Below are 23258 nucleotides of genomic sequence, written 5' to 3' on the forward strand. Positions count from 1 at the left end.
CTTGCCCGGAGTCGTCTCGAAGGACGTCCGGGCCATCCTGCCTATATGTATCGATGCAACAACCAGACCCCTAGCGCACTGACGCCAAGACTCAGGGCGGCAAATATCGTGAAAGTCGCGTTGTAGCCCTGAGATCCGACCAGCCAGCCGGCCAGCGGTGATCCCATGATCTGCCCGATCGAGGTGGCCAGCAGTGGCGGAACGGGACCAAGCGATGGAGTATCCAGCATGATTTCGGTGCCCCTGATGAGATAAAAGCCGGTCAGGGTCATGTAGCCGGCGCCAAACAGGGCTGCCGAGAGCAGCGCCTGTAAAAAATTGCTCGGGTCCAGCGCCAGCAGGGCCAGCGCGGCGGCAATCACCACAAGGCCGCCGGCATGCGTTGCAACCGCCCCAAAGCGGGCGATGAGATCGCCGGCGCTACCACCGGCCAGGCCGCCAACGCCAACGGCCAGCCACATCCAGGCCGCCTGACTGGACGCCATGCCACCGCCAGTCATGACGGCGTCGGGGGCAAATACCCAGTAGGCGGCACTGGCAACACCCGTCAGGGCTGCCAGTCCGCTCAGGCGCGCCATGCTGAACCACTGCCAGGGCGCCACCGATGAGAGCGCTTCCCGCCGCTGCGGTTGCTCAACGTCTCGCTGTTCGCGGGGTAGATAATATAGTGCGCCCATGGCCCCCAGGGCTGCCAGCACGGCGAAACCGATATAGGCGCTGCGCCAGGCTTCTGCCCAGATCAAAACGGCCGGCATGGCAAAGGCGATCCCTACGCTGGTGCCCGCATTGGTAATGGCATTGACTCGTCCTCGCAGACTGGCCGGGACGATTCGATAGACCGCCTCGGCCATGACCGGTGAAGAGAGGCCCGTGCTGAGACCGCAGATCAGGACGCCGCCGGCCAGTATCGGTGATGAGGGCGCCAGCGCAATCATGATCAACCCGGTCATTGATAGAACGATCGCTACTACTGCCGTCTGGCGTACCCCCAGAAAACGGGTAATGGCCGGCGCGGCAATGATGGCGATGACGAAACTCAAAAACGGCAGTGCGCCAATGATGCCGGCCATGGCGGGCCGAATGGTCATTTCATCACGCATGGCCGGCAGAAAAAGCCCGAAGACGAAGCGTGCCAGACCGTACGTGATGGCGATGACGCCGCTGCCGAGAATAGCCATGCCCACCGAGGTCAAAGGCCTCATGATGTCGCCCTCATGGTGGCATTGATCACCATGTCGATCATGTCCCGCGTATCGCCTAGAGCCGTTTCCACGCCCAGCACGGCCACCGTGTTGTTACTGCCTTCCAGTATCGTAAACAGCTGTCGGGCAAGAGCAGAATCTTGCGCTACTCCGTCCCGGGAGACGGCCGCTTCGAGACGCTGCAGGAGGTCTTGTTTGCATCGAGTGGCTAACGCATGAATGGCCGCGCTGTGCTCGGCAAATTCTCCCATCGCCTTGAGCATGATGCAGCCATGCTGACTGAAGGCCTCAAGCCAGCGGTGGTGCGCCTCGGCCAGCGCTTTGGTGGCATGGCCGGCGCAGGCCTCCGCCACAGCGGTATCGAGACTATCGAGAAAGCGCTTGTGGCGCGCCTCCAGCACCGCAAGGATCAGAGCTTCCTTGGAGCTGAAGTGATTGTAAAGCGTCATGCGAACCACCCCGGCCGCCGACACAATGCGATCAATTCCGGTGGCGTGAAATCCCTGCTCATGAAAAAGCTGTTCGGCGGTGCTCAACAAGTGGTCACGTTTGGAAGCAGGCATCAGCGGCAACTCCTATATAGACCGGTCTATATAGATGCACGGCTCAACTCATGTCAAAGGCCGCCTTGAGGGTATCGACCAAAGAGATGGAGCGGTTCAACAACAGCGGATGTTGATCGGTGGCGGACGCCCGGAGAGCAGGAAACAAGCATAAAAAAGGCCCGCCGGATGGCGGGCCCATTTGTGTCTTTCACGACATGAGGGTCATGGCATTACTGCTGATAGGCAGCCTTTTTCAGGGCAGCAATACGATCATCCAGCGGCGGGTGACTGGCAAAAAGCCTTTCCATGAGCTTGCGGGTCTGACCGGTGGTGATGGCAAAGGCGGTCAGCGAATCCGGCATCTGGTCGGGCATGTTCTGCTGGGCCTTGAGACGCGCCAGTGCGTTGATCATGGCGCCGCTGCCGGCAAGCCTTGCCCCGGCCTCGTCGGCGCGATATTCGCGGTAGCGCGAAAACCAGGCAACGATGATGGAAGCAATCAGACCAAACACGATTTCCAGTACCATGACTACGGCGAAGTAGCCCATGAACCCAAGGCCACCACCCTCATCGTCACGACGCAGGAAGCTGTCGAGTACCTGAGCCACGATCCTGGCAAAGAACATCACGAAGGTATTCAAGACCCCCTGAATCAACGACAGGGTGACCATGTCACCGTTGGCCACATGCCCGATCTCATGACCCAGAACAGCGCGTACCTCTTCAGGACGCATCTGATTGAGCAGGCCGGCCGAGACGCAGACGAGGGCGTCATTCTTGTTCCAGCCGGTTGCAAAGGCATTGGCCTGTTGTGCCGGGAAGATTCCTACCTCGGGCATCTTGATGCCGGCATCACGGGAAAGTTCGGCTACGGTGTCATACAGCCACTGTTCGTTGGCGTTGCTCGGACGATCGATGATCTGGGCCCGGGTGCTCATCTTGGCCATTTTCTTGGACAGCAGCAGAGAGACCAGTGAACCGGCCATGCCAAAGACAAAGCAGAAAATCAGCAGCGACGTCAGATTGAGTCCGCTGCCAGCAAGGTAATTGTCCACGCCGAGAAGGCGCAGCGTAATGCTTGCCACCAGCACTACTGCCAGGTTGGTGGCAAGAAAGAGGACGATCCTCATCATGACCGGTGGTCTCCATTGGGATAATGCGTCAGTCGGTAGTGCGTCTGTCGGGACTGCAAGGGTCTCCGGCGACAGACTTTAGATAAGTGCTGGCGCCGGGAGTTTCAATCACACCTTAAGGATCGTTTAGGTGATCACACCTGACGGCGGCGGGCCAAAAACCGCCCCAGTCGTTCGATGGCATCTTCAAGCTGCTCGGCCCAGGGCAGGGTCACGATGCGTAAATGGTCGGGGGTCGGCCAGTTGAACGCGGTACCCTGTACCAGCAGCATCTTCTCTTCGAGCAGCAGATCCAGTACCAGTTGCTGGTCGTCCCTGACGTCATACATGTCCGGGTCAAGACGCGGGAACATGTAGAGCGCGCCGCGCGGCTTCACGCAGCTGACGCCTGGAATCTCGTTGAGCTTTTCCCAGGCCGCATCGCGCTGGGCCAGCAGGCGCCCGCCGGGCAGGATCAGATCGTTGATCGACTGATAGCCACCCAGTGCCGTCTGAATGGCGTGCTGTGCCGGCACATTGGCACACAGTCGCATCGAGGCAAGCATCTCCAGGCCCTGGATATAGTCCCGGGCATGGCGCTTTTCACCGGAGACGATCATCCAGCCGGAGCGAAACCCGGCGCAGCGATAGCTCTTGGACAGACCGTTCATGGTGATGATTAACAGATCGTCGGCCAGCGACGCCGTCGGGACATGCACGGCCCCGTCATAGAGAATCTTGTCGTAGATCTCGTCAGAGAACACGATCAGACCATGCTCGCGGGCGATCTGCAGCACATTCTCGATGACCTGTCTTGAGTAGACGGCCCCGGTCGGGTTATTGGGATTGATCAGCACGATCGCCTTCGTGCGGGCAGTCACCTTCCGACGGATATCCTCGATGTCCGGCTGCCAGCCCTGCTCCTCGTCGCAGAGATAGTGCACGGCCTGGCCGCTGGCAAGGTTGACGGCCGCCGTCCAGAGCGGATAGTCCGGAGCGGGCACCAGCACTTCATCGCTGTCATCAAGCAGTGCCTGCATGGCCATCACGATCAGCTCGGAAACGCCGTTACCGACATAGATGTCCTCAATGCCCACGCCTTCCACACGGTTGCGCTGGCACTCCTGCATGATGGCCTTGCGGGCCGAATAAAGTCCCTTTGAATCGCTGTAGCCCTGCGCCGTGGGCAGATTGCGCATGACATCCTGCAGGATTTCTTCGGGTGCCTCGAAGCCAAAGGGCGCCGGATTGCCGATATTGAGCTTCAGGATGCGATGCCCCTCATCCTCGAGCCGTTTGGCGTGCTCAAGTACCGGACCGCGAATGTCATAGGAGACGTGGTCGAGCTTGTGGGATTTTCTGATCGGCGTGGTCATGCTGCTCAATGGGTCCGCTGAAATGAAAGAAAGCAGTCATCGGCCGGGCGCACGGCGCCCGGCGGAGCTGCCATAACCATGAAAATGGCTGACATCATGACGATATCAGCCATTTCAGCATACCGCGCTGTCTGCCCGTGATGCCATCGCTGTCTTGCTGCGTTGGGATCACTGCCCGGACGGTGTGCTCTCGTCAGGCGAGGCATCATCATCGAGAAAGGTTTCACCGCGATTGAAACGTTCGCGTTCGGCACGCATGGCTTCAAGACCTGCTTCATCGGGAATGTCGGCCGGTGTCTCCAGCGATATGGGGCCAAGCTTGCCGCCGCGCAGATCCATCAGCAATACCTCGGCGCCCCGATGCATATCGACCTCACCGCCGGCGCGCAGGCCGCCGCGACGGGTGGCAATCTCGCGAACGATGGACTCGCCGGTATCGCCGAGGGTATCCAGCTTGTAGCGGGCTCTGAGCGCTTCGGGATAGCGTTCGGCCAGGGAAAGGGCGGCTACCGAGGCCACGTCGACGTATTCCAGTGCGGTATCGCGAATGGCGCCGCTGGCAGCCAGCCGATAGGCACTGTTTTGATCCTCGATACGCGGCCAGAGCACGCCGGGTGTGTCGGTGAGGGCAATGCGTTGGCCAATGCGGATTTTCTGCTGTCGCTTGGTCACGGCCGGCTCGTTGCCTGTCTTGGCGATTTTCTTGCCGGCCAGCGTATTGATCAGTGTGGATTTGCCCACGTTGGGAATGCCCATCACCATCACGCGGACGTCCCGGTCTTCACGAATATGACCGGCCAGTTCATGGCAGAGCTTGTAAAGCGGCTTGAGCTGACGCGTCTCGGTGGTGACCACGGCCATGGCGCGTACGTCAGGCTGGGCATCAAAGTGCTCGATCCACTGTTTGGTAATGGCGGGGTCGGCCAGGTCAGCGCGCGAGAGCAGCTTTAATGACGGCTTGTGGCGAATCAGACCTGCCAGCATGGGATTGGCGCTGGAGTAGGGCAGACGTGCGTCCAGCACTTCGATGACCACATCAATTTCGGGCAGGGCTTCGCTGATCTGGCGCTTGGCCTTGTTCATATGCCCCGGGAACCAGCCCAGCATATCTCTCTCCTGTTGCGATTTGATTCGGCGGGCAGACTGCACGGCCCGTGACGGGTACAACACGCGTACCGCAATCATGGCCGCGAAGTGTACCCTGTTAGACGTCGATGCCGAAGCCACTACGCAGTGGGAAGGCTATTCACCCTGATGGAAGGTCATGGCCACTGAATTGATGCAGTAGCGAAGCCCTGTGGTGTCACGCGGGCCATCCGGGAAGACGTGACCCAGGTGAGCATCGCAGCGCCGGCAGGTCACTTCGATGCGACGCATGCCGTGGCTTTCATCAGTGTGCTCTTCAAGCGCTGCGTCGGCCAGTGGGCGATCGAAGCTCGGCCACCCGCAGTGCGACTCGAATTTGTGCTCATTTTCAAACAAGGGTGCGTTGCAGCAGATGCAGTGATAAATGCCTTGCAAGGACTCGACCTGATAGTCGCCGGTATAGGGGCGCTCGGTGCCGGCCTGACGCGTGACCCGATACTGCTCGTCGGTGAGCTGTTCGCGCCATTCGCGATCGCTTTTTTCTACCTTGTCCATGAAGTCCTCCTCAGTCCCTGTTCATGCCCGTCAGTCATGTCAGCCAGACGGCTGCCCGGACAGGCCCGCATCCTAACAGGATAGAACGGTACACGTCTGTGTGCGGCCCTGTCGTGACGCAGGCTTCCTTGTTTCGCTTTGGAGCGGGGGAGGACAGCGATTTATAGACTCGCGGCGCCGCCATCGCTTCGCGGATCATGTGCGCTTTCGATCAGCCCGTCTGGGTGATGCACGATGGCGCCAGCGTGGCCCATGGTGTCGGTAAAGGCCTCTTTCAGTACCTCCACGTCGTGACCGGCCTGTTCGAGCGCGTTCACCAGCGGTGTATAAATGCGTGACTCCAGTTTCAGGTTGGTACTGTGATCCCCCCAGGTGCGTCCCAATAGCCAGCGCGGTGCCGCAATCGCCTGTTGAAGTGGCATGCCGTGCATCGCATAGCGGGAGAAAATGGCCGCCTGGGTCTGCGGCTGACCTTCACCGCCCATGGTGCCGTAGACCATGGTGCGTCCATCCGTGAAGCGAGCCAGTGCCGGGTTAAGAGTGTGAAAGGGCTTGCGACCCGGGGCGAGGTTCCTGGGGCTTGCCGGGTCCAGCGAGAAGCCAATGCCCCGGTTTTGCCATAAAACACCGCTTTCGGGCAGAACCACGCCGCTGCCGAACTCCCAGTAAAGGCTTTGAATAAAGCTGACCGACCGTCCTTCACTGTCGACCGTACCCATCCAGATGGTATCGCCCGGCTCGGGCGTATGCGGCCAGGCCATGGCCCTTTGTGGGTCAATCATTGAGGCTTCGTGATCCAGGCGGTCACTTTCAAGCAATGTTTGAAGCGCTATCGTCATGCGCTCGGGATCGGTGATGTATCGATCCCGCAATAAAAAGGCACGCTTGGTGGCCTCGATCAGACCGTGCAAATGCGCAAAACCTTCGCCGGTTTCCACTCCGAGGCGATCATAGAGCGCCAGAATCATCAGGGATGCCATGCCCTGAGTCGGGGCGGGCAGATTATAAAGCGTGGCTTCCTTGAGCGTGACTTCCAGCGGTGTCACGACCTGTGCCTGATAGCCGTGAAAGTCCTGAAGGCGCAGCGGGCTCCCCAATGATTCAAGGTCCCTTGCCATGCTTCTTGCCAGGTCGCCGCGGTAGAAATCATCCAGCCCTGCCTGAGCAAGACGACGCAGCGTGGCGCCCAGCCGCGGCTGACGCAGTCGTTGACCCTCAAGGGGGGCTTCGCCATGAATCAGGAAGGTGTCGTTAAATCCCGGCGCCTGTGACAGCCGCTCCAGGTGCTTGCGGGTCAGGGCCGCCTGACTTCTGGACACTGCGATGCCCTGCTCGGCGTGACGGATGGCATCCTCCAGAAGGGTGCCCAATGGCAGTGGCGTGCTCCAGGTTGCACCAATATCGAGCGCCTTTTGCCAGCCGCTGACGGTCCCTGCCATGGTCAGGGCCGCTTCTGGTCCGCGCTCCGGGATAGATGCTTCACCGGCATAAAAACCGGGCGTGGCCAGTTGTGCCGCACAGCCGCAGGCATCAATGGCAACAGGTTGCTTGCCCGGTTCGTGGATCAGCCAGAAGCCGTCGCCGCCCAGTGCGTTCATGTGCGGATAGCTCACTGCAATGGTGGCCGCCGCCGCTACCATGGCTTCGATGGCGTTGCCGCCCTGTTTGAGAACATCGCGCCCGGCATTGGCGGCAAGATGATGTGGCGCAACACAGCTGCCGCCGCCATAGCTTCGCTGAGTGTTGAAGGCGGCATCGAATCGATGATCGGTGGTGGCCGGTGTGGCCTGACACTGCGGGCGTGACGTCGTGACCTCGGGGGAGGGCGTACCGGCTGAGCCCGGTGTAGATCGATCGGCATTGATAGACGCTGACGCAGCGCTTGAAACTTTGGTAAGTGTAAGAGACATCAGGCACTCGTCATCCAGGAATGGGCATTACCGGATGCAAAAAATGCGCCAGATATCAGTTCGGTAGAGCAGGGCCGTTCACAAGCGCGTGTTTCAGGGCACTCTCATGCGAGATGATGGATAGAATCAAAAAAATGAGATGGATGTGGATTTGCATGCTTGACACATAAACGGCGTGTGGGTAATATGCGCGCCACTCGGTGAGGCGAACCGGATACGTCCCATTCGTCTAGTGGTCCAGGACACCGCCCTTTCACGGCGGTAACAGGGGTTCGAACCCCCTATGGGACGCCACTCGCTTCATTGATGACCGGTGCGGGAATAGCTCAGTGGTAGAGCATCGCCTTGCCAAGGCGAGGGTCGGGAGTTCGAATCTCCTTTCCCGCTCCAATACGTCCCATTCGTCTAGTGGTCCAGGACACCGCCCTTTCACGGCGGTAACAGGGGTTCGAACCCCCTATGGGACGCCACTTCTTGTTTGATGCGGGAATAGCTCAGTGGTAGAGCATCGCCTTGCCAAGGCGAGGGTCGGGAGTTCGAATCTCCTTTCCCGCTCCAATTTTTGTTAGCGCAAGTCAGAAAGCATGGGTCGTGATCCGCTATGCCGGTTCAATGAAACGCCAGCCCAATCAAGTTCTCTTGCTGCTTCATCCTCGATATCCAGAATAGATTCTCCGAATCGTTGCCTGACAGGCAGGTTCGATCGGTGTTTCTGCTCATATGAATACGTCCCATTCGTCTAGTGGTCCAGGACACCGCCCTTTCACGGCGGTAACAGGGGTTCGAACCCCCTATGGGACGCCATTTCCTTTGGCTTTTTCGCTTTATTGTGTTGTGTCACGTCGGATCCGTCTTTTCAGACTGACGCCGGCGGCTGGCTTTTTTGTGGCTGAACAGTGCCGTATGTCGTCTGTTCAACTATCATTGCTGCCTGATATTAGGCATCTCCTCAAGCGCCGCTGGATGGCGTTTTGATAATCGATGCTTTCATTTAACGCCCTTCCTGTACGGGCGTCCCCCTGTCGCCGCCTTTTTTAACCTGCCTTGCAGGATGACGTGGCTCCCCGTCGGTGCACGTGCTTGCGGCGATATTTCTGATCGTCATGGAGTTCTGATTGTGCATGCTGCCCTCTCCATAAGAGGCCTGACCAAGGTTTACGACAACAGTTTTCACGCCCTCAAGGGCATCGACCTGGAAGTGCCCCAGGGCGATTTCTTTGCGCTGCTGGGCCCCAACGGTGCCGGTAAATCCACCACGCTTGGCGTGGTCAGTTCACTGGTGCGCAAAACGGCAGGTGAGGTGTCGATTTACGGCATCGATGTTGACCGTGATTTTGCCCGTGCTCGCTATCATCTCGGCGTTGTGCCGCAGGAGTTCAACTTCAACCAGTTTGAAAAGGTTGAAGACATTGTGCTGACCCAGGCCGGCTATTACGGCATTCCGCGTCGTCAGGCCGAGGATCGTGCACGCCAGTTGCTGGAAGACCTTGGGCTCTGGGACAAGCGCAACGACGCTGCGCGTATGCTCTCCGGCGGCATGAAGCGGCGCCTGATGATCGCGCGTGCCCTGATCCATCGCCCGCGTCTGCTGATTCTTGATGAGCCCACCGCGGGCGTGGACATCGAGCTTCGTCGCAGCATGTGGGAGTACATGAAGCGCATCAACGAGCAGGAAGGCACCACCATCATCCTGACCACGCACTATCTGGAAGAGGCAGAAAGCCTGTGCCGCAATATTGCCATCATCAATCACGGCGAAATTGTGCATAACACGAGCATGCGTGAGCTTCTGGGTCAGCTTAGCCGCGAAACCTTCGTGCTGGATCTGGCCTCGCCGGTCACCAGGTGCCCGGTGATCGAAGGTTTTGACGTGGAAAGAATTGATGATTCCCAGCTCACGCTGTCGGTCGACAAGGGACAGCGCATCAACGACGCCTTTGCCCGCCTGAGCGAGCAAAGCATCGAGGTAGTGTCGATGCGAAATCGGGCCAACCGGCTCGAGGAGCTTTTTGTGCGCATGGTGGAAGGCAGTAACGACACGAAAGGGCAGCAGGGGGGCATTCGCTGATGAACACTCGACAGATGATGGTGGCGCTCTGGACCATCGTACGCAGCGAAATCCGCCGCTTCATGCGTATCTGGCCACAAACGCTGCTGCCACCTTCCATCACGATGACGATGTATTTCATTATCTTCGGCAACCTGATCGGTTCACGTATCGGCCAGATGGATGGCGTGGATTACATGGACTACATCGTGCCCGGCCTGATCATGATGTCGGTCATCACCAACAGCTACTCTAACGTGGCCTCCTCGTTTTTTGGCAGCAAGTTTCAACGCAGTGTTGAAGAGATGATTATCTCGCCCATGCCCAACTGGCTGGTGCTGTCCGGCTTTGTGATCGGTGGCTCGGCACGCGGACTGGCAGTAGGCATTATCGTGACCGCGGTATCGCTCTTTTTTACTGATCTGCATATCCAGCATCCGATTTTGACCACGCTGGTTGTGATCATGACCGCGATTCTCTTTTCCATCGGCGGGTTCATCAATGCGCTACTGGGCAAGAAGTTCGATGACATCTCGATCGTGCCCATTTTCGTGCTGACACCGCTGACCTATCTGGGGGGCGTATTCTATTCGATCCACACGTTGCCGCAGTTCTGGCAGAACGTTTCCCTGATCAATCCGATTCTGTATATGGTCAATACTTTCCGATACGGTATCCTTGGCGTTTCCGATATCAATGTTGGCGCAGCTGTCGGGGCCATTGCGGTGTTTATCGTGATTTTCTTCTCCGCGGCCATGTGGCTGCTGCGCCGTGGCAAGGGGCTGCGTAGCTGATCATGAGCGACGACCTGAAGGATGCGCCACTGGGACAGACCAGTGCCTACATCACCGAATACGACCCGACACTGCTGTATCCGATTGCACGCAGTGTCAACCGGGCGTCGCTGGATCTGGACGAGGATGATCTTCCCTTTGAAGGGGAAGACGAATGGCAGGCCTTTGAGCTCTCCTGGCTGACGCCCACCGGCAAGCCGGTCGTGGCCATCGCGCGCTTTCGCGTGCCTGCCAGTTCGACACATCTGATCGAGTCCAAGTCCTGGAAGCTCTATCTCAACAGCTTTAACCAGACCCGGTTTGCCTCCTCTGTCGAGGTACGCCGAGTGCTCAGGCAGGACCTGTCACGCGTGGTGGATGCCGAGGTGGAGGTCACGCTGTTTGGCGTCGATGACATGGCACTTGCCCCGGGGCGCCTGCCCGGGATCTGTCTGGATGATCTCGACGTCGAAGTAGACACCTATCAGCCCGACCCCGAGCTGATCATCACTGACAATGAAATCATTGAAGAGACCGTGCACTCTCACCTGCTCAAGTCCAACTGCCCGGTCACGGGCCAGCCGGACTGGGGCAGCGTGCTGATTCGCTATCGCGGCCCGGCGCTGGATCATCATGCGCTGCTGGCCTATATCATCTCCTTTCGCGAGCATCAGGAATTTCACGAGCACTGCGTCGAGCGCATGTTCATGGATATTCTGCGTGAGGCTGAACCGGATCAGCTGCTGGTCATGGCACGCTATGTGCGTCGAGGCGGACTGGATATCAGTCCATGGCGCGCCATGCCTGGCGAGACACCGATCAAGACACTGCGCCTGATGCGCCAGTAGGGGAGATAAGCAGTATGGATGCCATGGCACTGTTGCTGGATCGCCAGTCACACGGCGGGCTCGAAGCCCCTGCGCCCACCGCCGAGCAAATGGAGCTCATCTATCGTGCCGCTTTGCGAGCACCGGATCATGGTGAGCTACGCCCCTGGCGCTTTATCGAGTACAGCGGCGCCGGTCGTGAGACGCTTGGTTCAATGTTTGCTCGCGCCGAACAGGAAGACAATCCAGAGGTCAGCGACAGGACACTTGAAAAGGCGCGTGCCAAGCCGCTGCGCGCGCCTGTCGTGATTGCCGTCGTCGCCTCGGTGACGCCCAACCATAAGGTGCCGCGCATCGAGCAGATCATCTCGGCGGGCTGTGCCGCCCATGCCATGCTTTATGCTGCGCATGCTCAGGGGCTGGGGGCCATGTGGCGAACCGGCGGTTTTGCTCACCATCAAGGCGTTCGTCGGGCGATGGGGCTTGAGCCTCATGATGAGCTCGTGGGCTTTCTCTATCTGGGACATTGCGCTCAGGGAGACCGGACGCCAAAACCGCTCGATCCCCGCGACTTTGTCGAGCGTATTGATGGCTGAGACTTGCAATTGTTGGGCCATCATGTCAGGATGTGCGCCGTTCTCGCAGACAAGTCTGCGCGGATGACAATGCGGAGAGGTGTCCGAGTGGTCGAAGGAGCACGCCTGGAAAGTGTGTAAGCCGCAAGGCTTCGAGGGTTCGAATCCCTCCCTCTCCGCCACGTATTCAGAATCAGCCGGCTTTTGTAGCCGGCTTTTTCATGTCTAAAAAAACGCTATTCAGGTAACAAGTGCTGTCTGGCTCGTGCGGAAGGAGGGGGCGCCCGCGACGTCAGGCTGCCGATGCCATCACTTCAGAACATCAAGGGGAATCGACTTATGCCTGATTTCCCCTTTTCGTGTCTCTACTCAATGCACGGTGGATGGATGCTCCAGGCTTTTATCATCGACGTCTGACGCTAAACACCGGGCTGGTGCAGACATTGCTGGACACGAGGCCAAACAGTTCAGCATCCGTGCCTTATGCATACAGAAGATGTCTACCTGGGATGATCGAAGCGTAAGGTTTTGTATATAATTGACCTGTATCAAAAAAATCTAAAAAAGGTGTTTAATACTGTATTTGGGTAGGATGCCTGGATGGTCACGGTAAAGCCTTCCGCACACGGATGTGCCCGCTTATATCGAAATTTACGGCTCGCACCGGCGGGGCGGGAGATATGAAAAAGAGGCCGGCTGCGAGGGTGCGTCACCGGCCTGAAATCTCGTTGTGGCTATTTGCCAGGCAACGTTGCTGCATTGTTACATATATTGTGTCTTTGAGTAACTAAATTTTAGTTAACAATGACTGTCATGTTCAATCAACAGTCACGTTAACCATTCACCCCTCAGGCATGTCCGTGAGACATGTTCGTGTTACTGCGCTTTTGTCTGTTCAGGAGTCGATTCTGAATCGCGGTACGCATCCGGTTAACCAATTGCTCCTGGAACAATACGCAGACCACCACAACGCCTGCCAGAAAAAACGGATACATCCAGAGTTCCCGTGTTTGCTCGCCAGCCAGATTCAATAGTGACGATATGGAAACCGGTGCCTGCGTGGTGAGCATCTCGATGGTACCCAGTATCAGCTTCTCAAGTTTCGAAGAAATCATGTTGAGCGGTGTGTGCAGTGCGAAGATGGACAGCGATGCCACACCAAGGCGTGCTGCGAGTCTGGCCTGAGACGTATTGCTATCGGGCTGGAACCAGGCACACATCAGTACCAGCAACAGTTGAGAGGGCAGCAAAATCCCATTATGCAGCAGGTAATACCAGCTGCCCCTGACTTCGGCATGAATCCAAGCACTGAAGGCAAAACATCCCAGAATAAAAGCGATACAGATCATTGTGCCACGCGCACTGAACATCGCCGACAATAGCAGCCTATGGCGCAGATAAACCTGATGAAGCACCACGCCGGCGAGAAACTCGGGCAGTCGAAAAAGTGGGTTACGGTGCATGAGGCCATGGGCTACCACGTTGTCATTGGTGCCGGTCAGAAACATGTATAGCGCCGGTATGGCGTAGATAAGGCCAATGGCAACAAGTGCCAGCAGGGGGCGGTGAATCCGTGCCAGCGCCGGGCCAATAAAGGGAAATACCAGATAAAAGAAGAGCAGGGCCGACAACGACCAGGTGGCAAAGTTGAAGGTGGTATAGAACGGGCTCCATGCATGCAGAAGACTGACATGCAGCAGAAGATTGCTCATGAAGCCGCTGACGCCCAGCATATGTGAGGCCATGCTGTCGCCCGCTGCCCAGTCGTTGGTGTTGGGGGTCACCGCGATTTGTGTGATGCCGCCTGCATTGATGATGACCAGCGGCAGCACAATGATCAGTGCCATGATATGAATGGGATAAAGCGAGGCAAAGCGTTTGATCCAGAAACGTTTGTAATCAAGATGGCGCCCCTGGTCCCTGCCGATATAGACGTGGGCCAGCAGAAATCCAGACAGCACAAAGAAGGTGCTGGTCGAATAGAAGCCGAGACTCATGCTGCTGTATATCCATTGTACCGCTCGGATATCGCCATACTCCTTGAGGGTATGGAAAAGCACCAGGTAAATCGCCAGTGCGAAGCGCAGCCAGTCCAGAGCAACAAACTTTTCCCGGTGCATGGAATGAACACTCCCTGTTGGGCTTGTGATGACGGGTATGTCAGCTAATTGTTACTTAATGATTCATTGGGTCATCATTAGTAATCTTGAGGGGTTCAAGGTACTGGATAGCCTGCGCTATATGAATGCCCGCTCTGTGCCATGTTGACCGCCGTCGCCGCCGCCTTAAGGCTCGTATAAAAGCCCGGACACATCGGCATAAAAGATTGGACTGTTATAGTTTTAAGCTATCAAAACCTTGCGGATGCGAGCCGAGGTCAAGAGGCAGGAAATACACACCTTTGTTAAACTTCACTTCACGATACTGACGTTGTCGGGCCTGGCGGCCTGACGGGCAACGAGACGGGAGCGCGATTGTGAAACTAGGAATTGTTGGTCTTGGCAGAATGGGCGGCAATATTACGCGCCGCCTGATGGACGCCGGTCACGAATGCGTTGTGTTCGATACCAGTGATGAGGCAAGAGACGCGCTTCAAAAGGACGGTGCTGATAGCGCTGACTCCCTGAAGGCTCTGGTGGACAAGCTGCCTGCCCCACGCAACATATGGCTGATGCTGCCCGCGGGCGAGATCACCGAATCCACCATCAGCAAGCTCTCGGAGTTGCTTGAACCGGGGGACACGCTGATCGAAGGTGGCAATGCCTTCTTCAAGGATGATGTCCGTCGCGCTCGAGAGCTTGGTGAAAAGGATCTCCATTACGTTGATGTCGGGGTATCCGGCGGTGTATGGGGGCGTGAGCGTGGCTATTGCCTGATGATTGGTGGCGAAAAGGACATCGTGGAACGTCTGGATCCTATCCTGAAGACCCTGGCACCGGGGCCCGGCGATATTGAAAAAACGCCCGGTCGTGAAGGTGAGCGCTTTGATGGTCGCGCCGAGCAGGGCTATCTGCACTGTGGTCCGGTCGGCTCCGGTCACTTCGTCAAGATGGTTCATAACGGCATTGAATACGGCATGATGCAGGCCTATGCCGAAGGCTTTGACATTCTCAAGAATCGCAATCTTGAAACGCTGCCCGAAGGCGAGCGTTACGATCTTGATCTTGCAGACATCTCCGAGCTCTGGCGACGAGGTAGTGTTATCTCATCATGGCTTTTGGATCTCACCTCGATTGCCCTGTCTGAAGACCATGACCTTTCCCAGTACAGCGGCCATGTCAACGACTCCGGCGAAGGCCGCTGGACCATTGAGGCAGCCATTGAGGAAGCTGTACCGGCGAATGTTCTGACCAGCGCACTCTTTACGCGCTTTCGCTCACGCAGCGATAATACCTACGGCGAAAAATTGCTGTCTGCCATGCGCCAGCAGTTCGGCGGTCACAAGGAAACATCCGTACCTTCTGCCGACTAAACCTGTATGGCAGGTGATGAACAGGGGCCGCTTTTGCGGCCCCTTTCTCTTTTTGCTGAAAAAGTGCACACCAACTCTTGTAGAGATACGTAAAGCAAATGAATCACTGGGATGTGGTGGTCATCGGGGCCGGTGCCGCCGGCATGATGTGCGCTCTTCAGGCCGGCTATCGTGGCAGGCGAGTGCTGCTGCTTGATCACGTCAAACGCCCCGGGAAGAAAATCCTGATGTCGGGCGGTGGACGATGCAATTTCACCAATATGGCGACGGCGCCGGGCCATTTTTTCTCGCGCAATCCACATTTCACCATTTCTGCCCTGAAGCGATACACGCCGAGCGATTTTGTCGAAATGGTTGAGCGTCACGGCATCGAGCCCATTGAGAAGGCGCCGGGCCAGCTCTTTTGTGCCGATTCCAGCCAGCCGATTGTCGATATGCTCCTGACTGAATGTCAGTGGGCCGGCGTAGAGCTCAGGCTATCGACGTCAATCGAGCATGTTGATGTTAAAGAGGAGGGAGTGGCGTTATCCACCTCGACCGGGCAGGTGCTGGCGGACAAGCTGGTGGTTGCAACCGGTGGTCTCTCCATTCCGACGCTTGGCGCAACCGGGTTTGCTTATGATGTTGCTCGCCAGTACGGGCTGGATATCATTACGCCGAGACCGGCACTGGTGCCCCTGACGCTGGATATGCCCTGGAAGGAACGGATGGCAGCGCTATCAGGGGTATCCACACCGACGGTTGTTCAATGCAGGGACGGGCACTATCGCGACGCGACGTTATTGACGCATCGTGGGCTCTCGGGTCCAGCCATTCTGCAGGCATCGAGCCATTGGCAGGGAGGCGATGAGGTTCATATCAACTGGCTGCCCGAGGTGGATGATCTCTTCGCTACACTCAAGGGGGTACGCCAGGATGCTCCCAAAAGAACACTGGGTGGCTGGCTGGGAGAACATCTGCCGAAAAGACTGGCGCAGGCGATGGAGGAGTGGCTGGGGCTATCCGGCATTATGGCGGACTACAGCAATCAAAAGCTTGAAGCGTTGGCCGCCCGGATTACTGACTTCACGATCAAGCCGGCTGGAACAGAAGGGTGGCGCACGGCAGAAGTCACCATCGGTGGCATTGATACCCGGGCCATTTCATCAAAAAGCTTTGCGGTTCAGGAGAACCCCAGGTTGCACTTTATCGGCGAAGCTCTTGATGTAACAGGTCAACTGGGCGGGTTCAACTTTCAATGGGCCTGGGCTTCGGGTTATGCCTGTGCGCAGGCACTTTGAGGCCTGCGCTCAGGAAAACACTGGTCCACGGTCATGTCTAGCGGCCGATCATCTTTTTGGCACGGCGCGCCATTGTATAAATAACAACGGAGCGCTTGAACAATTTACCAACTCGCCCCTTGTTGCGTGACAGCATGGTCACTAAAAGGCCCGATCCCAGTAGAATCGGTCCCTTGTAGTGAACGATTTGCCGCCAGGCATGATCGATAGGGGCAGTGGCTTCATTCCAGTCCCGCACGGCACTCGTGATCTGAAGACGCTCCTGCATGATGCGCTGTTCGAAGCGATGACGCCGAGCAGCCAGTTCATCTTTCTTCATGCCGTTCTCCCACACGTGTGTGGTCGATGCGTGTTTGATCCAGCAATTCCTTGTCTTCGCTAAAGCGCGCCAGCGTTGAGCGTAAAAGGCTCGGCTCGCGTGAGATGGATCTCACACGTAAAGCCACCAGCAGTCCCGACAGAATTAACACGCCAGCAGCAATACCGATCGCCAGCAATCGATGGTCCTGCCAGAAGGCCACAATGATCAAGAGCATCAGCATGCCGATGCCAAAGGCGAACAACATCAGCGCGATGCCGGAAAGCAACAGCAGCGAAAAGAGCCTTGCGCGTTCTTCCTGAAGCTCGATAACAGCGAGACGCAAGCGCGTCTCGCCGGTATCCAGAAGATTTCGTAGAAGACGCCGCGCGGCCAGGATAACGCGTTCGGCAGGGCCGCTACCGGAAGACATCAGCTGCGACCGAGGATCAGGCCTACCACGACACCCAGCGCCGCACCGTAGCCGACACTTTTCCAGGGATTGCTGCGCACGTATTGATCAGCACATTCCATGCTGTCCTGTGCCTGATGACGAACACGCTCACCGCTGGCTGACAGACGCTGACGGGTTTCTACAAGCTTGGCTTCTGCGCGTTCACGAAGACGAGCCACGTTTTCACGGGAGTCGTCGGCAGTCGCATGCATCAACTCCTCGATCGTGCTGGAGAGCTGACGCAGATCCTCGCGCAGCTGCTCCTGGCTTTCGTGTTCATTACCCCTGATAGGCTTCATGGCCATGCGATGTCCCTCCGTTGACAATAAAATTGCATACTCATCATAGCAGCATGGCCGAAGGCATCAATGTAAAGAGATCATGCGTTCCGCAAGAGACCTAAATGGTATCCGGAATCCCCAGAAATGACGTGTTCAGCGAAAAGCCGAGGCCGATACGGCGAGTGTAGTGATCATAATCGATCAGGCTTTCCCCGTAGCCCTCGTAGTACTGTACAAAACCGCGGATCTTGCCGTGCAGCGGGAAGGAATAATCAATCTGATTGCCGAAATTGCCCTTGCCCGGATTGCCACGTGCAAGCCAGGTAATCTCGTGCTGGTTGCTGAAGAGATATCCTGTCGTGATATCGGCATAGCCCACGTAATTTTCGATATCCGGGTTGTCATCGTCCTTTTCGGATTCAGGGATACGCCAGAAGGGCGCCACAGAGACGGTCCAGTTGCCCTTTTGCCAGATACTGTCGAGATAAATGCGATTCCAGCTGCGTGACAGCGGATCGGAGCGACCATTGGACTGATGCACCAGGCCCACGCGATTGGCCGTGTTGGTCCAGCCCCCGAGAACGGTACTGTTATCGAAACTCATGAACAGTTCCGGCTCATAATTGGTCTCGCGAAATGGCGAAGAAGCGTCACTGTTGTAGGCCTGCCACCAGGAGCGCTGGGTATAGGCAAAGTACAGATCGCCATTGTCGCCAAACACGTCATCGATCAGCCCGACCTTGACGCTGAACTGAAACTTGACTTCGCCGTGATCGATCTCACCATTTTCATCGATTTCTCTGAAATCGCTGGCGTTGGGGCGGGTGTTGTAGGTGTAGGGCATTAGATAATTGCGCTTGTATACGGTAATGGCTACCGGGTTAAGCGTCGCCTGCCGCTCAAGTGCTTCCCTGTCACGATCCCGTTGCATGGCGAGGGTATCGGTATCGTTTTCCGCGGCACCGGCCAGCGTGCTGCCTGTCATGAGACCCAGTAGAAGGGACTTCACTACCAGACGTTGAATACGATGAGTCATAAAGATCCATTCCAGAGATGACAGACGTCACGATGAGCTTATCATGGCGCCCAGAATTCGACATGCCCAGGGGTGGGGCAGACGCTGTCGGGATGACCGTCATTATCGGCAATTCCGAGCGACGTTTTAGTTATTACCTGGTAGATCGATATTATGTCTGCGCAGGAAGTTCTAATCCAGAGATGTTCGTTCATGTGAGGTAGGGTCAGCGTGGGAAAACCTGTCAGGGGGTCAGCGTGCCGGGTCATGTTGTTGGTAATGATACTGATGTTGTGGTTGATGCCTCTGTGGGCACTGGCCAGCGATCAGGAAATGCCGACTCGTCAGTCCATAGACGAACAGATACAGACGCTTGAGGGCAACGATCCCAAAAGCGCGGTCGAACAGCAGACGCTCGAAACGCTGAAAAAGACCCGCGAGGCGCTTGAGGCGCTTGATAAAACGCAGCAGGAACAGGCCTCGCTCGAAGAGAGAGTCAATCAGGCCGGCCGACAGCGGCGTCAGTATCAAGGTCAGCTACAGGGGCTGGAAAGTGATCGAGCGCTGGACAGTGAGGCACTGGGCAGGAGTTCCGTCGAACAGCTGGAGCAGCGGCTGGGCACCACTCTTGAGGACCTCAAGCGTCAGCAGGAGCAGCTCAGCGAAGTCTCTCGTGCCCTGATCAGCGCCCAGACCCTGCCTGAGCGGGTGCAGGCCACCATCAGCGATGCACGTCGTGAGCAACAGCAGCTCAGTGACTCGCTGGAGTCCAGCGATGGTAGTGCGCCAAGCCGCGAACAGCGACAGCTGGTCGACGTGCGCATGGCTCTGCTGGATGCCCGAATCGAGCTGGGTCAGCGTCAGCTGGCCAACAGTACGGTACTGCGCGACGTCAATCAGGTGCATCGAGAGCTGCTGATGCGTCAGATCGATATCAATCAGAATACGCTTTTGGTGCTGCAGGAGGCGATCAACCAGAAGCGTCGTGATGCCTCCGAGCAGGCCATTGCCGAGGCCGCCCACATCGGGGATAACGATCGGATCAGCAATCCGGTCGTGGATGAAGCGCGTGCCGAAAATCAGGCGCTGGCCCAGGAGCTTTTACGCACGACCGATCGCGCCAACACGATGATTCGTGACGGGATCAATACCCGTGCCAGGCTTGAGCAGGTGCGCCAGGTCGAGCGCACGCTCAACGAGCAGATCGAGGCGCTTCGAGGCAGCCTTTTGCTGTCGCGCGTGCTGCGTCAGCAGCGTGGATCGCTACCCGATGTTCAGAATCAGAACAGCCTTCAGGAAGAGATTGGCGATCTTCGCCTGCGTCAGTTTGATATCGGCCAGTTGCGCCAGGCGCTGGCCAACCCTGAAAGCTACATCGATACCCAGGTGGAAAGCGATGAACCCTTGACGCCTCAGGCACGTCAGGTACTGCTACAAACGCTCGAGATGCGGCGTGACCTGCTGGATCAGCTGGATCGCGAGTACGGCAGTCTACTGAGCCGGGCCATCGATGTTCAGCTTAACCAGCAACAGCTGGTCGACATCAGCCGCTCGGTGCGTGACACCATTGAAGAGCAGCTGTTCTGGGTTGCCAACGGACAGCCGCTGGGCCTGTCATGGCTCAGGGAGCTTCCGGAGCGCCTCGGGCAGCAGCTGCTGGGTGGACAATGGTTTCAGACGCTGGGGTCGCTCTGGGCCATCCCTTCCCCGCGAGCCCTGTTGGCCGTACCGCTTTTGATCGTGGCCGGACTGGTGGCCTTTTTTCGTCGTCGCATCAAGGCCTATCTGCTGGAGCTGCATGACCAGATCGGTCGTCTCAAGCGGGATACGCAGCTGCATACCCCCCGTGCCATCCTGCTCAATCTGGTCCTGTCCTCGACACTGCCGCTGACCCTCCTGACTGCCGGGATAGCCCTGTGGCTGGGCGGCGAAGGGTTTGCCGTCTCGCTGGGACGAGCGCTTTTGCAGCTGGCGCTTGCCGTACAGGTGTTCGGGTTGATTCGACGTCTGCTGGTGCCCGACGGGGTGGCGACACGCCATTTTCACTGGCCTTCTTCCTATGTCGAACAGTTGCGTCGCAATATCTTCTGGCTGGGGTGCAGCGTGAGCCCGGTGGTCGTGGTGGCCAGCATTGCCGAACAGGCCGATAGCCGACTGGCCGAGCAGCCGCTGGCGCTTTTGATCATGCTGGCGGGGCTGGTCGGCATGAGCGTTTTCATGCTGCGCCTGATTCTGGCGCACGTGCCCTGGATGGGGGTACGTCTTTTCCGTCTGCTATTGGGCGTTACGCTTTCCATGGTGCCGCTGGCACTGATCGGCATGATTCTGTTTGGCTATGAATACACGGCGCTGCGGCTGTGTGGCCGCTTTATTCTGACGCTTTATATTCTGGCATTGTGGCTTCTGGTTGAGGCCAGTGTGGTCAGGGGGCTCGCCGTAGCGGCCCGGCGGCTGGCGTACCGACGTGCGGTGGCCCGTCGCCGCGCACAGGGGCGTGACAGTGCCGCCGAAAGCGGTGTTGAGCTTGTCGAGGAACCGCCGCTGGATATGGAACAGGTCAATCAGCAGTCACTGCGTCTGTCCAAATTGATCCTGTTTCTGATTTTTATCAGCGTGCTGTATCTGGTCTGGGCTGACCTTCTGGGCGTGCTGTCGTATCTGGATAACGTCAGCATCGGTCAGATCAGCGAAAGCGATGCCGCTGGTGGCGACGTCAACGTGGTGACGCTTGCCGATGTGATGACGGCATTGATCATTGTCGGACTGATGGTGGTCATGGCGCGCAACCTGCCGGGGCTTCTGGAGGTCATGGTGCTGTCCCGGCTCAATCTCAAGCAGGGCAGTGCCTACGCGGTTACCTCGCTTTTGTCCTACACCATTGTCGGCAGCGGTATCGTGGCAGCGCTGGGCACGCTGGGCGTGACCTGGGACAAGTTGCAGTGGCTGGTGGCCGCTCTGTCGGTCGGGCTGGGTTTTGGTCTGCAGGAGATCTTTGCCAATTTCATTTCAGGTCTGATCATATTGTTCGAGCGACCGATTCGTATCGGCGACACCATTACGCTGGGTAATTTGCACGGCACGGTCAGCCGGATTCGTATCCGAGCCACCACGGTGACGGATTTTGATCGCAAGGAGATCATCATCCCCAACAAGACGTTCGTGACGGATCAGCTGATCAACTGGTCATTGACCGACAACATCACGCGCGTGGTGTTGACCTTTGGGGTGGCGCACGGCACCGATCTCGATCTGGCCCATCGCATTCTTCGACGCATTGCCGATGAGCACCCCAAGGTGCTTGCCGACCCCGAACCACAGGTGTTCTGCATGGCCTACAGCCAGAGCGCCTTCAATTTCGAGCTGCGGGTGTTCGTCAACGAACTGGTCGATCGTCTGGTGGTCACCGATGAGATCAATCGCCGGGTCGATGCCGAATTCAGGACCAGCGGCCTGCGCGTGGCCTTCCAGCAGATGGACGTCTGGCTGCACAACGAAAAGGGCGAGAAGCGCCTGGTTCAGCAGCGGGCGACGCAGGATGGCCGCCCGAGCCCTCATGCCAGCAACGCCCACGACGGTGATCCGGGCGATGTCTCGCCCGGCGAGCTGACCTGATTCCGGTCAGCCGAGATCGCGGGTGGCATGCATCACGAACTCCCGATTGCCGTCTGTGCCGGTGATCGGGCTGTCTCCCCAGTAGTGGAGAGTAAATCCGATCTGTTGGCAGCACGCGCGCAGGCGGCTTTCCACTTGCAGGTAGTGCCGCGCATCGCGCACGATACCGCCACTGCCAATCTGCTCGGGGGAGAGCTCAAACTGTGGCTTGACCAGACTGAGCAGATGCGAGCCGGCCGGTAATAGACGCGAAAGCTCCGGCAGAATCAGCGTCTGGGAAATGAACGACACATCCATCACGGCACCGGCCAGCCCGTCAGGGGCCAGCGTCATGATCTGCTCGTCCGGCAGGTGGCGCGCATTGATGCCTTCCAGACAGTGCACGCGGTGATCGTCGCGCAGCAGTGCATCGAGCTGGTCATGGCCGACTTCGATGCCGATCACTCGCGCCGCCCCATGCTGGAGCAGACAATCGGTGAACCCGCCGGTCGACTGACCTACATCCAGCAGCGTCAGCCCCTTGGGCGTCATTTTGGTGGCGGCCAGCAGTGCTTCTAGCTTGAGCCCGGCTCGTGAGACGTAGCGCTCCTCCGGGTCCTCAATGACATGAAACTCACTCTCTTCGGGCAGCTTTTCGCCGGGGCGGGTCAGGGTGCGTGGCTGCCCCTGCTGGATCAGCTGTACCCGGCCGTGACGAATCAGGCGCTGGGCACGTGTGCGCGAACGTACCAGTGCCTGGGCGACCAGAAGCTGATCGACACGTACCATCCTGCTCATGTTCATGTCCTGCGGTGCAAGAAAGGGGGGGCCCGATGCCAGGCATTCGGGATCTTCTATA

The 23258-nt window shown here is 57.8% G+C and carries 20 protein-coding genes and 6 tRNA genes; 13 read left to right on the forward strand and 13 right to left on the reverse strand.

Annotation, left to right across the window (positions count from 1 at the left end; genetic code table 11):
• Positions 1-41 precede the first annotated feature (41 nt).
• The 7 genes from B9H00_RS14445 to B9H00_RS14475 form a co-directional block, all read right to left on the reverse strand.
• Positions 42-1202 carry an MFS transporter gene (locus B9H00_RS14445; protein WP_086901246.1) on the reverse strand — a complete coding sequence of 387 codons (1161 nt, stop codon included), beginning with the start codon at positions 1200-1202 and terminating at the stop codon, positions 42-44.
• Positions 1199-1765: a TetR/AcrR family transcriptional regulator gene (locus B9H00_RS14450; protein ID WP_086901247.1), complete on the reverse strand. Its 567-nt coding sequence runs from the start codon at positions 1763-1765 to the stop codon at positions 1199-1201. Before B9H00_RS14450 ends, B9H00_RS14445 begins: the two co-directional genes overlap by 4 nt.
• A 212-nt stretch (positions 1766-1977) precedes the next feature.
• On the reverse strand, positions 1978-2880 hold the full coding sequence (htpX, locus tag B9H00_RS14455; RefSeq protein WP_086901248.1) for a protease HtpX: 903 nt from the start codon (positions 2878-2880) through the stop codon (positions 1978-1980).
• Between the two features lie 134 nt (positions 2881-3014).
• Positions 3015-4235: a pyridoxal phosphate-dependent aminotransferase gene (locus B9H00_RS14460; protein ID WP_086901249.1), complete on the reverse strand. Its 1221-nt coding sequence runs from the start codon at positions 4233-4235 to the stop codon at positions 3015-3017.
• A gap of 168 nt (positions 4236-4403) precedes the next feature.
• Positions 4404-5342 (reverse strand): ribosome biogenesis GTPase YlqF, encoded by a 939-nt coding sequence (ylqF, locus tag B9H00_RS14465; RefSeq protein WP_086901250.1) that lies wholly within the window; start codon positions 5340-5342, stop codon positions 4404-4406.
• 135 nt (positions 5343-5477) lie between these two features.
• The gene (gene msrB / locus B9H00_RS14470) at positions 5478-5876 is read right to left on the reverse strand and encodes a peptide-methionine (R)-S-oxide reductase MsrB (protein WP_086901251.1); all 399 of its coding nucleotides are present in this window, start codon (positions 5874-5876) and stop codon (positions 5478-5480) included.
• A 161-nt stretch (positions 5877-6037) separates the two neighbouring features.
• Entirely contained in the window at positions 6038-7786 is a 1749-nt protein-coding gene (locus B9H00_RS14475; protein ID WP_086901252.1) for a gamma-glutamyltransferase family protein, read from the reverse strand.
• 218 nt (positions 7787-8004) lie between these two features.
• Between B9H00_RS14475 and B9H00_RS14480 the strand changes: the two genes are divergently transcribed.
• From B9H00_RS14480 to B9H00_RS14525, 10 genes are all read left to right on the forward strand, one after another.
• Positions 8005-8080, forward strand: a tRNA-Glu gene (locus B9H00_RS14480).
• A 21-nt stretch (positions 8081-8101) separates the two neighbouring features.
• Positions 8102-8176, forward strand: a tRNA-Gly gene (locus tag B9H00_RS14485).
• A 4-nt stretch (positions 8177-8180) separates the two neighbouring features.
• A tRNA-Glu gene (locus B9H00_RS14490) sits at positions 8181-8256 on the forward strand.
• Between the two features lie 13 nt (positions 8257-8269).
• A tRNA-Gly gene (locus tag B9H00_RS14495) sits at positions 8270-8344 on the forward strand.
• Positions 8345-8514: 170 nt separating this feature from the next.
• Positions 8515-8590 (forward strand) — tRNA-Glu (locus B9H00_RS14500).
• Between the two features lie 310 nt (positions 8591-8900).
• Complete coding sequence (locus B9H00_RS14505; RefSeq protein WP_086901914.1) at positions 8901-9854, forward strand: ABC transporter ATP-binding protein; 954 nt, start codon at positions 8901-8903, stop codon at positions 9852-9854.
• Positions 9854-10627, forward strand: a complete 774-nt coding sequence (locus B9H00_RS14510; protein ID WP_086901253.1) for an ABC transporter permease — start codon at positions 9854-9856, stop codon at positions 10625-10627. Before B9H00_RS14505 ends, B9H00_RS14510 begins: the two co-directional genes overlap by 1 nt.
• A 2-nt stretch (positions 10628-10629) precedes the next feature.
• The gene (gene queF, locus B9H00_RS14515; RefSeq protein ID WP_086901254.1) at positions 10630-11454 is read left to right on the forward strand and encodes an NADPH-dependent 7-cyano-7-deazaguanine reductase QueF; all 825 of its coding nucleotides are present in this window, start codon (positions 10630-10632) and stop codon (positions 11452-11454) included.
• 14 nt (positions 11455-11468) lie between these two features.
• Positions 11469-12029 carry an NAD(P)H nitroreductase gene (locus B9H00_RS14520; RefSeq protein ID WP_086901255.1) on the forward strand — a complete coding sequence of 187 codons (561 nt, stop codon included), beginning with the start codon at positions 11469-11471 and terminating at the stop codon, positions 12027-12029.
• A gap of 73 nt (positions 12030-12102) precedes the next feature.
• A tRNA-Ser gene (locus B9H00_RS14525) sits at positions 12103-12190 on the forward strand.
• 666 nt (positions 12191-12856) lie between these two features.
• Here B9H00_RS14525 and B9H00_RS14530 read toward each other — a convergent pair.
• Positions 12857-14128 (reverse strand): acyltransferase family protein, encoded by a 1272-nt coding sequence (locus tag B9H00_RS14530; RefSeq protein ID WP_086901256.1) that lies wholly within the window; start codon positions 14126-14128, stop codon positions 12857-12859.
• A 356-nt stretch (positions 14129-14484) separates the two neighbouring features.
• Between B9H00_RS14530 and gnd the strand changes: the two genes are divergently transcribed.
• Together gnd and B9H00_RS14540 are read left to right on the forward strand one after the other, a co-directional pair.
• On the forward strand, positions 14485-15480 hold the full coding sequence (gene gnd / locus B9H00_RS14535; protein ID WP_086901257.1) for a phosphogluconate dehydrogenase (NAD(+)-dependent, decarboxylating): 996 nt from the start codon (positions 14485-14487) through the stop codon (positions 15478-15480).
• 98 nt (positions 15481-15578) lie between these two features.
• Entirely contained in the window at positions 15579-16760 is a 1182-nt protein-coding gene (locus B9H00_RS14540) for a BaiN/RdsA family NAD(P)/FAD-dependent oxidoreductase (protein ID WP_086901258.1), read from the forward strand.
• Positions 16761-16797: 37 nt separating this feature from the next.
• On the opposite strand, the gene B9H00_RS14545 is transcribed toward B9H00_RS14540, so the two are convergent.
• From B9H00_RS14545 to B9H00_RS14560, 4 genes are all read right to left on the reverse strand, one after another.
• Positions 16798-17079, reverse strand: a complete 282-nt coding sequence (locus B9H00_RS14545) for a YqjK family protein (RefSeq protein WP_120211720.1) — start codon at positions 17077-17079, stop codon at positions 16798-16800.
• On the reverse strand, positions 17066-17491 hold the full coding sequence (locus B9H00_RS14550; RefSeq protein ID WP_086901260.1) for a phage holin family protein: 426 nt from the start codon (positions 17489-17491) through the stop codon (positions 17066-17068). Before B9H00_RS14550 ends, B9H00_RS14545 begins: the two co-directional genes overlap by 14 nt.
• Positions 17491-17817, reverse strand: coding sequence for a DUF883 family protein (locus tag B9H00_RS14555; protein WP_086901261.1), 327 nt, complete (start codon positions 17815-17817; stop codon positions 17491-17493). Before B9H00_RS14555 ends, B9H00_RS14550 begins: the two co-directional genes overlap by 1 nt.
• Positions 17818-17911: 94 nt before the next feature.
• Positions 17912-18829 (reverse strand): phospholipase A, encoded by a 918-nt coding sequence (locus B9H00_RS14560; RefSeq protein WP_086901262.1) that lies wholly within the window; start codon positions 18827-18829, stop codon positions 17912-17914.
• A gap of 246 nt (positions 18830-19075) precedes the next feature.
• On the opposite strand from B9H00_RS14560, the gene mscK reads away from it, so the two are divergent.
• On the forward strand, positions 19076-22420 hold the full coding sequence (mscK, locus tag B9H00_RS14565; RefSeq protein WP_086901263.1) for a mechanosensitive channel MscK: 3345 nt from the start codon (positions 19076-19078) through the stop codon (positions 22418-22420).
• A gap of 6 nt (positions 22421-22426) precedes the next feature.
• Here mscK and B9H00_RS14570 read toward each other — a convergent pair whose 3' ends face one another.
• Positions 22427-23188: a TlyA family RNA methyltransferase gene (locus B9H00_RS14570; protein ID WP_086901264.1), complete on the reverse strand. Its 762-nt coding sequence runs from the start codon at positions 23186-23188 to the stop codon at positions 22427-22429.
• Positions 23189-23258 lie beyond the last annotated feature (70 nt).

Source organism: Kushneria marisflavi, assembly GCF_002157205.1.
GTDB lineage: Bacteria > Pseudomonadota > Gammaproteobacteria > Pseudomonadales > Halomonadaceae > Kushneria > Kushneria marisflavi.

Coding starts and splice junctions, on each gene's coding strand:
- B9H00_RS14520 (WP_086901255.1), top strand. CDS start 11,469: ATGGATGCCATGGCACTGTTGCTGGATCGCCAGTCACACGGCGGGCTC.
- B9H00_RS14560 (WP_086901262.1), bottom strand. CDS start 18,829: ATGACTCATCGTATTCAACGTCTGGTAGTGAAGTCCCTTCTACTGGGT.
- ylqF (WP_086901250.1), bottom strand. CDS start 5,342: ATGCTGGGCTGGTTCCCGGGGCATATGAACAAGGCCAAGCGCCAGATC.
- B9H00_RS14550 (WP_086901260.1), bottom strand. CDS start 17,491: ATGTCTTCCGGTAGCGGCCCTGCCGAACGCGTTATCCTGGCCGCGCGG.
- B9H00_RS14545 (WP_120211720.1), bottom strand. CDS start 17,079: ATGAAGAAAGATGAACTGGCTGCTCGGCGTCATCGCTTCGAACAGCGC.
- B9H00_RS14460 (WP_086901249.1), bottom strand. CDS start 4,235: ATGACCACGCCGATCAGAAAATCCCACAAGCTCGACCACGTCTCCTAT.
- B9H00_RS14530 (WP_086901256.1), bottom strand. CDS start 14,128: ATGCACCGGGAAAAGTTTGTTGCTCTGGACTGGCTGCGCTTCGCACTG.
- B9H00_RS14475 (WP_086901252.1), bottom strand. CDS start 7,786: ATGTCTCTTACACTTACCAAAGTTTCAAGCGCTGCGTCAGCGTCTATC.
- msrB (WP_086901251.1), bottom strand. CDS start 5,876: ATGGACAAGGTAGAAAAAAGCGATCGCGAATGGCGCGAACAGCTCACC.
- B9H00_RS14445 (WP_086901246.1), bottom strand. CDS start 1,202: ATGAGGCCTTTGACCTCGGTGGGCATGGCTATTCTCGGCAGCGGCGTC.
- B9H00_RS14510 (WP_086901253.1), top strand. CDS start 9,854: ATGAACACTCGACAGATGATGGTGGCGCTCTGGACCATCGTACGCAGC.
- B9H00_RS14540 (WP_086901258.1), top strand. CDS start 15,579: ATGAATCACTGGGATGTGGTGGTCATCGGGGCCGGTGCCGCCGGCATG.
- queF (WP_086901254.1), top strand. CDS start 10,630: ATGAGCGACGACCTGAAGGATGCGCCACTGGGACAGACCAGTGCCTAC.
- B9H00_RS14570 (WP_086901264.1), bottom strand. CDS start 23,188: ATGGTACGTGTCGATCAGCTTCTGGTCGCCCAGGCACTGGTACGTTCG.
- B9H00_RS14555 (WP_086901261.1), bottom strand. CDS start 17,817: ATGGCCATGAAGCCTATCAGGGGTAATGAACACGAAAGCCAGGAGCAG.
- htpX (WP_086901248.1), bottom strand. CDS start 2,880: ATGATGAGGATCGTCCTCTTTCTTGCCACCAACCTGGCAGTAGTGCTG.
- mscK (WP_086901263.1), top strand. CDS start 19,076: ATGTTGTTGGTAATGATACTGATGTTGTGGTTGATGCCTCTGTGGGCA.
- B9H00_RS14450 (WP_086901247.1), bottom strand. CDS start 1,765: ATGCCTGCTTCCAAACGTGACCACTTGTTGAGCACCGCCGAACAGCTT.